Here is a 14,145-nt window from a genome sequence, read left to right as displayed (position 1 = left end):
CCGGTCCGCAGCGCGCAGCCAGTCAAACACCGTGAGCCCGCAGAGAGGACACCATGACCGAGCAGACGTGGATCCCCGAGGACGTCGATCCCAACAGACCCAGCATCGCCCGGATCTACGACTTCTACCTCGGCGGCAACCACAACTTCCCGGCCGACCGGGAGGCGGCCAAGCCGGTCGTGGAGATGATGCCGGAGCTGCCCGACATCATGCGGGTCAACCGGGCCTGGCTGCGGCGTTCGGTGCGGTTCCTGGCCGAGGCCGGCATCCGGAACTTCCTCGACCTGGGCTCGGGCATCCCCACGGTCGGCAATGTGCACGAGATCGCCCAGGCGGTCGCCCCCACCTCGCGGGTGGTCTACGTCGACAACGACCCGGTCGCGGTCGCCCACAGCCGGGAGATGCTGGCCGGCAACGACCGCGCGCTGATGGTCCCGGGCGACCTGCGCGACCCGGCCGCGGTGCTGGCGGACCCGGAGGTGGACCGGCTGCTGCTGCTCGGCCTGGGTGAGCCGATGGCGGTGCTGATGAGCGCGGTGCTGCACTTCGTCCCGGACGACGACGAGGCGGCCGCGCTGGTCGCCGCCTACCGCGACGCCCTGCCTTCCGGCAGCTACCTGGCCCTCTCGCACGGTGCGCGCCGGGAGCAGCAGGCCGAACGCGTCGGCCAGGCGGCGGAGCAGTACTCGCGCACCGTGGCGCCGATGAAGCTGCGCTCGCTGGACGACATCGCGGTCCTGCTGGAGGGCTTCGAGCTGGTCGACCCCGGCATCGTCTACTGCTCCCAGTGGCGCCCCGACCCCGAGGACGGCCCAGGCCCGACCGAGCCCCTCCCCCAGATCTGCGCCGTCGCCCGCAAGCTCTGAGCACGGCCCCCGAAGCGGAAGCGTGGGGCGCGGGACGGCTTGTTTCGTCCGTGCCCCTGCGCCCGTGTAAGGCAGGGCCGTCGGTTGAAAGCTGACCGAGAGCTCCGTGCACCGCCCCGGATGAACCGCAGCTTTGGCCTTCTGGAGGCTGGTCGCAACTGGTCGCCGCCACTGACAGCGGACTCATCAGCTAGAGAAGTCGGACGTAGGCAACCTGGCCGGGCTGCCTACGCCACCTGGCCGGATTCGGACCGTCCCGTCAAACACGCGAGCCGCGTGCGCAATGGTCCCTCCAGCTCGAGATTGTCGCCACGAGTGGTGGTCTGCAGCAGCTCGGTGATGACCACCAGCTCAGCGAATCGCCCGTGCGGGGTGTCAAGGACGTGTCCGAGGTGGTGACGGATCTTGGCGGCTGTTTCGGGAACGAGCAGACTGTAAGCATGCAGGAGGGCCGCGTCGTAGCCGGTGGGTGCGAGTCCCCAGCCTTCCCAGTCGAGCAGGGTCAGTCCGGGACTGGTGAGGTTGGCCCAGTGCAGATCGCCGTGGGCGGTCGACCAGGCAGGGGCAGTGGTGTCGATGGGCATGCCCAGGTACAGCGGCATGGCCCTGTCCAGGTACTCCTGGCGGACAGCCACTCGGCCAGTGGGCACGGCGGCGATGGCGTCGAGCGCGCTGCTGAGACCATCCCACCAAGCGGCGTCCAGGTTCGGAGCCGCCCGCAGGATGGGCTCGTGGGTGGTAACGGTGCGGGCGGTGACCTTGTCGTACAGCTCCGCCAGGTAGCCGTACCCGCCCTCGGTCCATGTAAGCCGTGCCCGTAGGCGTGGGCGGGGGACCGCAGGAGGCATGAAGCGCTCTGCCTCCTGCGGTCCCTCCCAGAGCTTGCCGCCAGCCTTGTCGGCCGGGGCGGACACCACGCGGAGCCAGCCGTCACCGGATGACGCGGCCACCGGTCGGCTGAGCGTGCGGCCGCGCCAACCCCACGCCTCACGAGAGCTTTTAGGCGTCGCCTGGAGCGCTGCCGCTGCGCTGGTGTGCATCCCACGCATCCGCTCGGCAATCTCCGGCTCAGGTTCCGAGTACATCCGTGATCCTTTGCAGCCCGTCCAGCGACAACGACGGCCGGGCGACGGCGTCGGCGGCCTGCCTCCAGTGTTCCGGGTTTCCCGTCGACAGGAGTACGCGTTTCACCCCGGGGGCTGAAGCGGTAACGATTAGGGCTGCCTGGGCGGGTGTGCTTCCTGGGCTAATCAGGTCGGACAGCTCGCGGGTGACCATGCCCGGGACCTCACCGCCGTGCAGTGGGGCGGAGGCCAACACCTCCAGTCCTGCTTCCAGGGCTTCGGCCAGCACGCCGTGCCCGTCGAGGGCCTGGGCGACCGGCGCGAGGTGAACGAGAGAGACGGGGAGCTGGACGGCCCGTAGGTGGTGCTGCGAGCCGCCAGCCTTGGTCGCCTGTTCGAGCAGAGTGGCCACGTCGAAGAGCTCGCTGCTGAAGCCTCGCCAGGTCGCCACCCCGTAGGCCTTGATGATCTGTTGGCTGCACGCCTCCTCCAGAGCAAGGACGGCGGTGTAGATCCGGTCGGCGATTTCGCGCTCCCGGCAGCCGTGTTCCGGATTGTGCAGGAACACCAGGTCAGGTGTGCGGCCGAGCATCCGCTTGCTCCGGGCGACCTGCCAAGCGATGTAGTCCGGGGTGAGGCAGTGGCCGCGCGCGGCATCATCGGGAGACAGCGCCCCGGCGCGGACGCCGATGCGTCTGGCGCTGGGAGCGACGAAGCCGACCTTCGTGGAGACTTGCAGGTGCGGATAGACGGCCAGGACGGGAGCGAGCGATGTCTCCGCCCGGCCATTCTCGTAGTTGGGCGCCGTGTCGACCCAGTCGGCCCCGCAGGAGGCGGCGATCAGCGCTGCCTCGGCGACATCGAGGCAGCGGTAGGTGCCCAGCCCCAGCCGTGCGGTCACTGCCCACCCCTGACAGCAACGACCTGCCCGTCAACCAGCTCCGTCACGACGCCGGCCGCCTGCGTGAGCGTGACGCCGGCGGCCTCTGCGAGATCGGCCAGCCGGTGACTCTCCCCGTCGGTGAGGAGCGCGAGCATCGGTTGGGCCTTGGCCGCGAACGTCCACTCCTCTCCACCCGTGACCAGCCGTACGGTGCCCTCCGGGCCGGCCGCGAGCGCGGACCGCGTGGTGACAAGACGCACCCGCAGCTCCGCATCCGGCGGAGCCACCGTGATGTACGGCAGCGACGGAACCAGCCTGGCCCGCTCGGTGGCGTCGCGAGCGGCGGAGAAGCGAGCGATCAGGTCGGCGCTCTCCAGTTCAGTCGCGACGAGTTTGCCGATCGTTTCGAGGAAGGCGCGTTGCGCCTCAGCAGTCCCGAAGCGCGGAATCTCAGCCCGGACGGCGTCGTGGGAGCGCAAGACCTCCGACAACCAGGTGAGCAGGTCAGCGCCCGTCGTGCTCTGCAGCCCGCACGTGACGTGCAGCGAGTGCTGGCCCACGGAGGCGGCGACGGCGTGCCACCAGCCCCGGGGCAGGTAGAGCACGTCGCCAGCGGTGAGGACCAAGTCGGCCACGGCTTCGTCCGGCGGCGGATCGGGCATGTCGACGTCGCGGTGCATGGGCGCGGTGCGCGTCGGTCCGTAGATGCGCCAGCGCTTCGCGCCGTCGAGCTGGACGACCACCACGTCGTGATCGTCCCAGTGGACTCCAAAGCCTTCGGTGCTGGTCCAGGAGGCGTACAGGTTGACCTGCACGCCGGTTCGCAGCCAGCGCTCCAGTTGGCCGGCCAGAGCACCAATTTCCGGGTGGAGTTCGTCGACGGCGTCCAGGACCAGTGTGGCTCCTTCGGCGAGCCGCTTGTGCAGTTCGCCGGGCTGGAGCTGGTTCCAGACTGTGCTCCGCCGGGTGACCATGGCGCGCGAGTACATGTGCGCCGGCACCTGTTCCCCACCAGCGGCGAGTCGGAAGCGAGGGGGTTCGAACCGGTGGTGGGTCAGGAGGGTGTTGAGGTCATCCCAGCCCATCAGTCCGGCGAGTGACGCGGCGTCGCCGCGTACGACCTTGAAGCTACGGCCGAGCGTCTGGGCGAGGAAGTCATCCCCGTCCAGACGCTCAACCACCGAGAACTGCTCGGCGGTCATCAACGCAGCCGTCAGTCGTTGGTGTCGGTACGGCCGGTGGAACCGCCGTCCGACGGCTGCTCCCCGCGTGCGCGGGCCGCGGGGACCTTCGCGCGGGCGACCAGGAGACCGTCGCCCTCCGACTCGGTGCTGCTCGTCATGTTCTCGGGCATGAAGTCCTCCCTCGGAATCATGGGAGTGGACCGAAGGTCCAGCCCCTCGTGGGTGCAGAGATGTATCGGCGCCAGGCGAACCTGGCATCGAACCTCAGGTGGCTAGGCCGCTCGGCTTTCGACCAGTGCGGCCACCTGAATCCCTCCCAGGCCCGAACTGGACTGGGAGGAAGCCTTGTCAGGTGCTGGCCGGCGTGGCGTGCCGGGCCCTGGGGGCAGCGGCTCTCACCAGCGTGGTGAGTCGCTCGTCCCCGTACACCGCCGCAGCCGTGCCGACCTCGAACCAGAGCCTCTTGCCAGCCGGATCCGGCTCCGAAAGCCGAGCGGGGCTGGTGCGGGGGCGTTGCGACTGGCGACGGACATGAGTGCGGACCCTTCACCGGAACGAGGTCGGCGGCGGGCCGATCCGCGCCGAGATTCACCCGGCAGGTCTCTAGAGAACCGCCTCCCATGCTGGTGAACCAGAGCAGAATTGATGCAGCAATGAGGCATCTGTGCCGCAAACCCAGGCATGGCCTGGCCTGTTACGACTACGGACGAACCGGCGCGTCACGAGAGGGCGGGGATGGGACCCAAGCGGCACCAGCTCATCCAGCGCAGGGAGGCCGTCGGCCACACCCAGGAGTCCCTGGCTGAAGCCCTCCAGGTGGACCGTACGACCGTGGGGCGCTGGGAGAGTGGGAGAGGGACCCCGCAGCCCTGGATGCGACCGAAACTCGCGCACGCGCTGAAATGCTCGGTCGAGCGGTTGGCCAACCTGCTGGCAGCACCGCCGGCAACCCTCGGAACGGATTCGCTCTCCATCGGCGGCAGAGCAGAGGCCCCGCCCGCACGGGCTGAACGACGCGCCGACCCGGACAACGACATCACCGCAGCGGTGGCAGCCGACTCCGCAGAGTCTGCCCTCTTCCTCCACTTCGCGAGCGCCTCCAACGTGGACGACACGCTGCTGGAGCAGATCGACGCGGACATCGCCAGGCTGGCGACGGACTTCGTCAGTAAGCCCCTGTCCGAGCTCTTCCGGGAGATCGGAGCGCTCCGGCGCGGCGTGTTCGAGTTACTCCAGGGCCGTCAACATCCCTACCAGGCATGCCACCTATACCTTCAGGCCGGACGTTTGTGCGGCCTGGCAACCCACGTGGCCCTCGACCTCGGCCAGTACACAGCTGCGGCCACCCACTCACGAACAGCGTGGCGCTGCGCAGAGTCAGCCGGTCACAACGGCCTTCGGGCCTGGATCAGATCCGTCCAGTCCTTGATCGCCTACTGGCAGCAGGATCACCGCCAAGCCGCCGAGCTGGCCCGAAGCGGACAGCTCTACGCCGACGGCGGGACTATCGCAGCCCGTCTGTTCAGTCTTGAAGCCCGAGCTGCCGCAGCATTTGGTGACAGCGCGAACGCGCTACGAGCTGTATCGGCAGCGGCGGCAGCACAAAGTGCAGCCGCCTGCGTCGTGGACCTGCCCGGCGTGTTCACCTTCCCCGAAGCCAAGCAGTGGACCTATGCCGGCACCACCCTCCTGGCGCTGGGCAGTCGGGCACACGTGAATCGCGCTATCGAGGTGTCGTCCAAGGCCATCGCCCTGTACGAGTCCGCTCCACAGCAGGAGCAGTCTTCCGGCGACCTACTGGCCGCGCGGCTCGACCTCTCCAACGCCCACCTCGCCCACGGAGACCTCGACGCCGTGCAAGCGAACCTCTCGATCGTCCTGGACGCCGCACCGGGCCGGAGAACAGCGAGCATCTCCACTCGACTGCAAGCGCTCAGCAGCCGTCTCGCCCAGCCCGCCTACGCGGGCTCCCCGCTCGTCCTGAGTCTCCGTGAGAATGTCCGAGAAGCCTGCTCTCGACCCGCACTCACGAACCCTCCGGAGCCAGCCAAGTGACGAGCAACACCGCGCAGCAGGACGCCGCAGTCGCCGACAGGACGATCCTCGCGAACAGCGCCTACGCCGACGGGCGCTACCTGGCTGCCCGCCAGTCGATCTACCGCTGGCAGCAGCCGCAGTACGACCTGCCGGGGATCGTCGTGGAGGAACTGGCCGGAACCAGCGGGACCGTGTTCGACATCGGCTGCGGCAACGGCAGGTTCGTCAGCCGCCTGCGTAGGGATCGTCCAGACCTTCAGATTGTCGGGATGGATATCTCTGCTGGCATCCTCGCTGAGGTCGAGAAGCCGGTCCTGGTCGCCGATGCCCAGGCCCTGCCTTTCGCTGACGATAGCGCAGGCGCTGTGCTGGCCCTGCACATGCTGTACCACGTCGGAGATATCGATGCCACGATGGAGGAGTTGGCCCGCGTCCTTCGGCCCGGTGGCGTGCTCATCGCCTCGACCAATAGTGACACCGACAAGCGCGAACTCGACCAGCTCTGGATGAGGGCCGCAGGCGATGTCCTGGGAATCACTGATGGACCGGCGCGCGTCTCCCTCAGCTCGCGTTTCTCTCTGGAGAAGGCCCCCGGCTATCTCGCTGTGGCGTTCAAGGACATCCGAGTGCGACAGCTGCCTGGCGCCATCGAGGTCACAGACCCAGGACCGATCGTCGCTCACCTTGCCTCCTACGAGGCATGGGCTGAGCAGTGTGGTGTGCCTTTCCATGAAACCATCGGCCGAGCGGCTGAGATTGTTGCCGCCATCATTGCGGACGAGGGTTCATTCAAGATCGCATGCCTTGGGGGGATATTCGTCTGTCGATCATAGATTTCTGATTGGTTCCAGCGCGGCGTGACGGCCGCTCCGGAGGCAGGTACGCAGATGCGGCTGAATCTCGTGGTCACCGGCGTGTGCGGCACGTGAGGGAAGCCCTGTTCGGCCCCTATGATTCCGCCATGGCGAGCAGGATCGACTACCACGGCGACCCGAAGGCACCAGCTGCTAACAGCCGAGTCCCCGCGGTCAATGTCATCGTCAACGACGAGCAAGGGCGCATCCTCATGATTCGCCGAACGGACAACGGCAACTGGGCCGTCCCTGGTGGCGCGATCGACCTCGGGGAATCCATGAGCGAGGCAGCCGTGCGCGAGACAGCCGAAGAGACGGGCATCACCTGCGAGATCACCGGACTCGTCGGCATCTACACCGACCCGAACCACGTGATCCACTACACCAGCAATGACGAGGTCCGGCAGGAGTTCTCCATCGTTCTCACCGGCCGTCCCCTAGCCGGCGAGCCCACGACGAGCAGCGAGTCCAGCGAAGTCCGTTGGGTCGCGGCGGAAGCCGTCGACCGACTGGAGATGGACCGGTCGATGCGTCAGCGGATCGAGCACTACCTCGACGGCGACGCACTGCCGCACCTCCAATAGCCGGCAACACCTGTCCAGGCCGGCATGAAGCGCTATCGCACGGAGTGGCCCACCCGGTCGAGGACTGTCCCGACGGAGCGAACGATCTGCGGCGTAGCGGTGGCAGGCACCGCCACTGCTCAGTGCTACGACGGGCTGATCCGCCGCCGTGGATCATTCGACCAGGAGTGTGGGTCCGTGTCGGGCAAGCGGCCAGCTGATCGTGATCGATGGGATCGGTCGGTGGCGCTGTTGGGACCTGTGCGGCGATGGCTGGAGTCCTGCCCGTCAGGCCTTTGCACGGGTCACCGCCCCGTGCGGAGGTCCAGCATGTAGAAGACCTTGTCGAAGCGGCGGGTGCCGACGGCGACGAAGTCGGGCAGACGGCCGTACTCGCTGAAGCCCAGTGACCGGTAGAGGTGCAGCGCGTTGCTGTTGTCGCCACGGGCGTCCAGGGTAAGGACCTCGATTCCCGCCCGCCGGGCGTCAGCGATCAAGTCGGCGGCGAGTGCCCGACCGATGCCGCGACCGTGGGCGGCAGCGTCCACCGCGATCTTCTCCAGGTCGGCGTGCGGACGATGGGTCGGTCGTACGTAGCGCAGCCAGTACCCCAGTCCGACCAGCCGACGGTCGACGTAGGCGGCACGCAGAGCCGCATCGCCGGCGTGCACCGCGGAGACGACATGGTCGAGGAGCTCTGCCACCTCGTCGGGCGAGGGGGGTTGCACCCAGCCAAGTGCGGCACCGCTGCGGACCAGATCCGCCAGGATCTGATGGGCCGACACCACAAACCGGGCCCAGAGGTCCGGGTGGGACGTCAGGCCCGTCGCGTCGACAGTGACGGGTTCACCGGTCCCGCTGCTGGTCATGGCTGTAGTCATGACCAGCAGCCTAACCGGGGCGCGTCTCACCAGAAGCTCTCCACCCCAGCACCAGCCGAGACCGAGCCGCGCTCCTGACCCACGCTCCCAGCTCCAGCGCGGCGTGACGGCCGCTCCGGCCCCCGCCCCGCAGCGTGGCGCCGGCCGGTGGGGTCAGCGCCACGCGGGGTTGGGCGTTACGCCCCGTCAGGGTTCGGGTGGGGTGCGGTGCGCGGGGTCAGCCGGTCTTGACCAGCTGCCAGCGCTGGTTGGCGCCGCCGTTGGCGGGCCACTGGATCACCGAGGCGCCCATGGTCAGCGACGCGCCGCTGACGTCCACCAGTTCGGCGTCCGAGCGGGACTCCAGCGTGTAGGTGCCGCCGCCGGCCGGGACGACCAGCCACTGCTGGTTGGTGCCGCCGTTGGCGGTCCACAGGTCGAGCTGGGTGCCCGCGACAGCGGTCTGGTTGGGGACGTCCAGTGCCTTGCCGCTGCCGACTCCGGTCACCGTGTAGTAGCCGTCACCGGTCGAGGTGAGCTTCCACTGCTGGTTGGCGCCACCGTTGGACGGCCACTGGATGATCGGGGTGCCGTCGGCCGTCCCGTTGCCGGAGGCGTCCATGACCTGGCTGCTGTTGGCGTTGACCAGGCGGTAGGTGCCGTCCAGCGGGGCGGTGCTGCCCGGGGTGATGCTCAGGTTGCTGTACTGGGCGCCGTAGTAGCCGGCGGTGCCCAGCGCGACCTGGCCCGAGGCGTAGCTGCCGTCGGTCACCGAGCCCAGGGTGACCCCGTCCAGGGTGGCGGTGATGGAACTGCCCTGGAAGGACAGGCCCAGCCGGTGCCAGCTGTCGGTGCCGAGCGCGGTGGTGGTGCCGCTGGCCAGGGTGGTCCAGACCCAGCTGGTGTCGCTCTTCAGCAGGGACCAGGCCCCGGTGTCGGAGACCCGCAGATGGTAGGCGTTGAGGCCGTTGTTGTTGCGGCCCTGGGTGCCCACCCGGCCGAGCAGTTCGACCGATCCCGGCTGCTGCAGCAGCACGTCCGAGGAGACCGTGTAGTCGGACCAGCTGAGGTCGCCCATGGTGGTGTACGGCTGGTCGGAGGACTCGTTGGTCCACCGGATCGGCGTCTGCAACGCTTGCTGCTGCAGGCAGTTGCCGCTGCGGCCGCCGGCGCAGGGCTCGGTCTCGAAGGCGCCGTTCATCGACGAGAAGTAGCGCGCCTCCTGCCCGGTCGCGGTCCCGGTCAGGCTGTCGCTGTACGGGAGTTGCAGCACCGACCGCTGCGGGCTCGCGGCGCTGCCGGCGCCCTGGCCGGTGGTGGTGGTCACGGTGTAGATGTGGCCCGGCTGCAGGGTCAGCGAGTACGTCCCGCCGCTCGCGGTCAGGTCGGCACCCGGCACCAGGTGCCCGGTGGCGGAGTTGCTGGAGAAGTCGGTGGACCAGACGTGCAGCGCACCGGCCGGGAGACCGCCACTCACCTGCAGGGTGACCGTCTGCGCCGCCGACGCGTCCATGGTCTCGAAGACGGTGCTCCAGGCGCTCTTGTCCGGGCTGCGGTAGCTGACGTAGCTGCCGTTGGCGCGGTTGTCGCCGAGGTAGCCGGAGGAGGAGTCCAGGTACTGCCAGCCGGGCGCGGTGAACTGGGTGGTCTGCGCGGTCGCCCACAGGCTGCGGCCCACCGTGTAGGAGCCGGACCAGGGTTGATTGGCCGTCACCAGGCCCATCGTGTTGAAGCCCAGGTTCTGGTAGATCGAGGCGACCAGCGGCCAGTTGATGAACGCGGTCATCTTGGCGTCCAGGTAGCCCCGGTTGATGGCCCGGGCCATCGGGGCGGCGCCGGTGTCGGCGTCCTCGGAGCCGTTCTCACTGGCCCACAGCTGCTTGCCGGTGGCCAGCGCGTCGGAGGTGGTGCTGCAGCTGGTCATGCTGGACATGTAGCCGCAGGGGTAGTGGGTGCCGACGATGTCGACGGCGGAGTTCAGCGCGCTGTCGCTGCGCATGGCGGTGGCGATGGACCAGTCGCTGTCGGCGCCGACCACCTTGGTGCTGCCGTAGCCCTTGGCGGCGAGGGTGGAGTGCAGGTTCTCGTACCAGGAGGCGTTGTAGCCGCGCTCGTTCCAGCCGCCGAGGTAGTCGATGCTCAGGCTGTGCTGCTTGGCGCAGCCCATCCAGGACATCAGGTAGTCCACCATGTCCTGGGACCAGAAGTTGCCGTTGCCGACCCAGCCGGGCGCGCCCCAGGACAGTCCGTACAGCTTGATGCCGGGATTGCGCGCCTTGGCCTGTTCCATCAGCCACCACTCGTAGCCGTTGGAGCAGTCGACGGTGCCCTTGGTGTGCTCGATGCTGGACTCGGCGCCGTCGGTGGAGTTGGTGTCGCCGCCGATCTCGACCTTGAGGATCTGCAGGTCAGCGCCGTAGCCGGGCTTGAACAGATAGTCCAGGATCTGGCTGCGCTGCGGTTCGGGGTAGTCGAAGAGCAGCCGCGAGTTGCCCCCGCCGCCACTGATCGCCCCGATGCCGTCGAAGGTACGGCCGCCACTGGCGCCGTTGACGGTGATCGCGGTGCTGACGGCGGCGGTGGCCGCCTTCGCGGGCGAGACGCCCGGGTAGACCAGGGCGAGGCAGAGGGCGAGAGCGGCGAGGACCGCTGTGCGCAGGGAGAGGGGGTTGAAGGGCGTGGAGGGTGGCGGCGTGGCGTGCAAGGCGGCTCCCAGTGGGGTGGCGGCGGCCGGGACGGTCGTCCATGGGGGATTTAGCGCGCTGTTCAGTTGGAAACAAACTCAACTCATCAAAAGTGAACAGTAGGGAGGACCGCACACGGGGTCAAGAGTCGTGCATGACAAGAGACTTACCGGCTCGCCGCGCCCCTTGCTTTGGCTGTGGTGGAGAGGGACCGTGGAGGTGCAGCACCACCCGTCCGACCCGAGGATGTCCGCCATGCCCACCCGATTCCGCCCCGACCGGCAGCTCACCGCACGCATGCTGGCCACGATGTTCCTCCTCGGGCTGCTCTACGTCGGCTTCATCGCCGCGCTGGTGGTCCTGCTGAAGTCCTGGATCGTGGTGGTGGTGCTGGTGGCCGGCATCGCCGTCGCCCAGTACTGGTTCTCCGACCGGGTCGCACTCTTCGCCATGCATGCGCACGAGGTCAGCGCCGAGCAGCACCCGCAGCTGCACGGCGTGGTCGACCGGCTCTGCGCCACCGCCGACATGCCCAAGCCCCGGCTGGCCGTCGCCAACACCGACCTCCCCAACGCCTTCGCCACCGGACGCGACGCCGACCACACCGTGCTCTGCGTGACCACCGGGCTGCTGCGCCGGCTGGAACCGGAGGAGCTGGAGGCGGTGCTGGCGCACGAGCTCTCGCATGTCGCGCACCGCGACGTCGCGGTGATCACCATCGCGTCGTTCCTGGGCGTGCTGGCCGGGCTGATGGTCCGTTTCACCCTCTACTCCGGGATGTTCCGGGGTCGCCGGGACCAGAACACCGCGATCATCATGATCGGGGTGATGGCCGTCTCCGCGGCCGTCTACGTCCTGGGCTTCCTGCTGGTGCGGGCCCTGTCCCGGTACCGGGAACTGGCGGCCGACCGCTCCGCCGCGCTGCTGACCGGCCACCCCTCGGCGCTGGCCTCGGCGCTCACCAAGGTCAGCGGGGACATCGCCAAGATCCCCAGCCGCGACCTGCGCACCGCGGAGAGCTTCAACGCCTTCTTCTTCGCTCCCGCCCTCGGCGCGGGGTCCAGCCTCAGCCACCTGTTCTCCACCCACCCCAGCCTGGAGCGCCGGCTGGAGCAACTGGCGAAGATCAGCGCGCAGTTGGGCCAGAGCGAATAGCCCGGCGGGCAGCCGGAGCCAACCGCTGAGGCCTGCGGCGGGCCCGGTGGCGGGCCCTGGAGGGGTGACGCGCGGAGCGGCCGGCGGGGTGACGTGGCGCGGCCGGGAGGCGGGAGAAGGCGGCCGGTGATTCGGACAATGTGGCAGGTGGACAGGCCCGGGCCCGGCTCCTAGCGTGAGCCGGGTCAGTGATCGCCCGCCGACCGGGGAGCCCGCCGTGTCCAGCACCGTGCCCAGCACCGACCCGAGCGCCGCCGGCCCGAGCGCCACCGACCCGAGCCCCGGTCCGCTCGCCGGGGTGACCGTGGTGTCCCTGGAGCAGGCCGTCTCCGCGCCCTTCGCCACCCGCCAGCTCGCCGACCTCGGCGCCCGGGTGATCAAGGTGGAGCGTCCGGGCGGGGACTTCGCCCGCGACTACGACCGCGCGGCCAAGGGCCTGTCCGCGTACTTCGTGTGGTGCAACCGGGGCAAGGAGAGCGTGGTCCTGGACCTCAAGGACCCGGCGGACCGGGCCCTGCTGGACCGGATCCTGGAGCAGGCGGACGTCTTCGTGCAGAACCTCGCCCCCGGCGCGGCCGAGCGGCTCGGGCTGGGCGCGGAGGAACTGCGCAAGCGCTGGCCACGGCTGATCGTCTGCGGCATCTCCGGCTACGGCGACCGCGGACCGTACCGCGACAAGAAGGCCTTCGACCTGCTGGTCCAGTGCGAGGCCGGCCTGGTGTCGCTGACCGGCACCCCGGAGGAGCCGGCCCGCGCCGGCGCCTCACTCGCCGACGTCGCCTCGGCGATGTACGCGTACACGGGCATCCTCACCGCTCTCTACGAGCGCGAGCGCACCGGCCTGGGCACTTCCTTCGACGTGGCGATGCTGGACGCGCTCGGCGAGTGGCTCGGCCAGCCGCTCTACACCGCCCTGTACGGCGACGCCCCGCTGACCCGCTCCGGCGCGCGGCACCCGTCCATCTCCCCCTACGGCCACTACCGGGCCGGCGACGGCGGGCAGGTGTTCCTGTCGGTGCAGAGCGACCGCGACTGGATCGCCCTGTGCGAACAGGTCCTGGCCCGTCCCGACCTGGTCCGAGACCCGCGCTTCGCCGACAACCCGGCCCGGTTCCGCAACGACGCCGAGCTGAACGAGATCCTGGAGGCGAGTTTCGCCGCGTACGACAGCGACGAGCTGCTGCGGCACCTGGAGTCCGCCGGCATCGCCAACGCGCGGCTGCGCAGCATGGCCGAGTTCGCCGACCATCCCCAGCACCAGGCCCGGGACCGCTGGCGCGAGTTCGACTCCCCGGTCGGCCCGCTGCGGGGCCTGCTGCCCCCGGTCACCGTCCACCACCGGGAGGCCCCGATGCGGCCCGTCCCCGCCCTGGGCGAGCACAGCGCGGCCGTCCGCGCCGAGTTCGGGTAGCGGCGGAGAGGGCGGCCTCCGGCGGGCACAGCCGGGCACAGCTCCGTCTACTTGGCGGCGTCGAGGGCGCTCTGGAGTGAGGCGATGTAGCCCTCGCTGGTGTAGCTGGCGCCGGAGACGGCGTCGATGGTGGCGCTCTGCGCGGCCAGGGCCTCCTGGGTGAGGATCGGGATGGCCTGCGCGTTGATCTCCATGTCGCGGTCGTTGCCGTCCGGCTGCTGCAGCACGTCCACCGCGGTGATCTTCGAACCGTTGAAGGTGACCTTCACCTGCACCGGACCCCAGCGGGTGTCCACCGCCCCGCCGGTAACCGACCGCACGCCGGAGACCGGCGCGGCCGACCGGGACGTGGAAGAGCCGGACGTGGAAGAGCCGGACGGGGTCGAGCCGGAGGAGGATGCACCGGACGTGGACGCGCCGGAGGAGCCCGAGCCGGAGGCGCTGCCCGAGCCGGAGGGCACCGGCTGCGGTGGGGCGGCGACCACGGGGATCGGCAGGCTGACGTTCTGGTGCGGCTTGGCCGCCAGCAGCAGCACCACCCCCAGGGCGGTGCCGGACACGGTCAGGACGGTGCGACGCTTCAC

The 14,145-nt window shown here is 69.4% G+C and carries 13 protein-coding genes; 6 read left to right on the top strand and 7 right to left on the bottom strand.

Annotation, left to right across the window (positions count from 1 at the left end; genetic code table 11):
* The first annotated feature begins 53 nt into the window (after nt 1-53).
* Nucleotides 54-866, top strand: a complete 813-nt coding sequence (locus ABH925_RS00590; RefSeq protein ID WP_370144507.1) for an SAM-dependent methyltransferase — start codon at nt 54-56, stop codon at nt 864-866.
* Between the two features lie 227 nt (nt 867-1,093).
* On the opposite strand, the gene ABH925_RS00585 is transcribed toward ABH925_RS00590, so the two are convergent.
* Genes ABH925_RS00585 through ABH925_RS00570 form a run of 4 tightly spaced genes read right to left on the bottom strand, consistent with a single transcriptional unit; the run spans nt 1,094 to nt 4,167 of the window.
* On the bottom strand, nt 1,094-1,951 hold the full coding sequence (locus tag ABH925_RS00585) for a hypothetical protein (protein ID WP_370144505.1): 858 nt from the start codon (nt 1,949-1,951) through the stop codon (nt 1,094-1,096).
* Entirely contained in the window at nt 1,935-2,831 is an 897-nt protein-coding gene (locus ABH925_RS00580) for an aldo/keto reductase (RefSeq protein WP_370144503.1), read from the bottom strand. The genes ABH925_RS00585 and ABH925_RS00580 overlap by 17 nt, the downstream gene beginning before the upstream one ends.
* On the bottom strand, nt 2,828-4,015 hold the full coding sequence (locus ABH925_RS00575; RefSeq protein ID WP_370144501.1) for a cupin domain-containing protein: 1,188 nt from the start codon (nt 4,013-4,015) through the stop codon (nt 2,828-2,830). The genes ABH925_RS00580 and ABH925_RS00575 overlap by 4 nt, the downstream gene beginning before the upstream one ends.
* 11 nt (nt 4,016-4,026) lie before the next feature.
* Complete coding sequence (locus ABH925_RS00570) at nt 4,027-4,167, bottom strand: hypothetical protein (protein ID WP_370144499.1); 141 nt, start codon at nt 4,165-4,167, stop codon at nt 4,027-4,029.
* Nucleotides 4,168-4,678: 511 nt separating this feature from the next.
* Between ABH925_RS00570 and ABH925_RS00565 the strand changes: the two genes are divergently transcribed.
* The 3 genes from ABH925_RS00565 (at nt 4,679) to ABH925_RS00555 (ending at nt 7,472) form a co-directional block, all read left to right on the top strand.
* Nucleotides 4,679-6,052: a helix-turn-helix transcriptional regulator gene (locus tag ABH925_RS00565; protein WP_370144497.1), complete on the top strand. Its 1,374-nt coding sequence runs from the start codon at nt 4,679-4,681 to the stop codon at nt 6,050-6,052.
* The gene (locus tag ABH925_RS00560) at nt 6,049-6,867 is read left to right on the top strand and encodes a class I SAM-dependent methyltransferase (protein ID WP_370144495.1); all 819 of its coding nucleotides are present in this window, start codon (nt 6,049-6,051) and stop codon (nt 6,865-6,867) included. The genes ABH925_RS00565 and ABH925_RS00560 overlap by 4 nt, the downstream gene beginning before the upstream one ends.
* A 128-nt stretch (nt 6,868-6,995) precedes the next feature.
* Entirely contained in the window at nt 6,996-7,472 is a 477-nt protein-coding gene (locus ABH925_RS00555; protein ID WP_370144493.1) for an NUDIX hydrolase, read from the top strand.
* 284 nt (nt 7,473-7,756) lie between these two features.
* Here ABH925_RS00555 and ABH925_RS00550 read toward each other — a convergent pair whose 3' ends face one another.
* Both ABH925_RS00550 and ABH925_RS00545 read right to left on the bottom strand, forming a co-directional pair.
* A complete protein-coding gene (locus ABH925_RS00550) occupies nt 7,757-8,320 on the bottom strand; it encodes an N-acetyltransferase family protein (protein WP_370144923.1) in 564 nt (187 codons plus the stop codon).
* Between the two features lie 229 nt (nt 8,321-8,549).
* Nucleotides 8,550-11,015, bottom strand: a complete 2,466-nt coding sequence (locus ABH925_RS00545) for an RICIN domain-containing protein (protein ID WP_370144491.1) — start codon at nt 11,013-11,015, stop codon at nt 8,550-8,552.
* Between the two features lie 235 nt (nt 11,016-11,250).
* On the opposite strand from ABH925_RS00545, the gene htpX reads away from it, so the two are divergent.
* Both htpX and ABH925_RS00535 read left to right on the top strand, forming a co-directional pair.
* Complete coding sequence (gene htpX, locus ABH925_RS00540; protein ID WP_370144489.1) at nt 11,251-12,150, top strand: zinc metalloprotease HtpX; 900 nt, start codon at nt 11,251-11,253, stop codon at nt 12,148-12,150.
* 229 nt (nt 12,151-12,379) lie between these two features.
* Nucleotides 12,380-13,561 carry a CaiB/BaiF CoA transferase family protein gene (locus tag ABH925_RS00535; RefSeq protein WP_370144922.1) on the top strand — a complete coding sequence of 394 codons (1,182 nt, stop codon included), beginning with the start codon at nt 12,380-12,382 and terminating at the stop codon, nt 13,559-13,561.
* Nucleotides 13,562-13,608: 47 nt separating this feature from the next.
* Here ABH925_RS00535 and ABH925_RS00530 read toward each other — a convergent pair whose 3' ends face one another.
* A complete protein-coding gene (locus ABH925_RS00530) occupies nt 13,609-14,145 on the bottom strand; it encodes an FMN-binding protein (protein ID WP_370144487.1) in 537 nt (178 codons plus the stop codon).

Origin of the sequence: Streptacidiphilus sp. EB129 (assembly GCF_041262645.1) — a bacterium.
GTDB lineage: Bacteria > Actinomycetota > Actinomycetes > Streptomycetales > Streptomycetaceae > Streptacidiphilus.
This window is presented reverse-complemented; position numbering and strand designations above follow the sequence as displayed.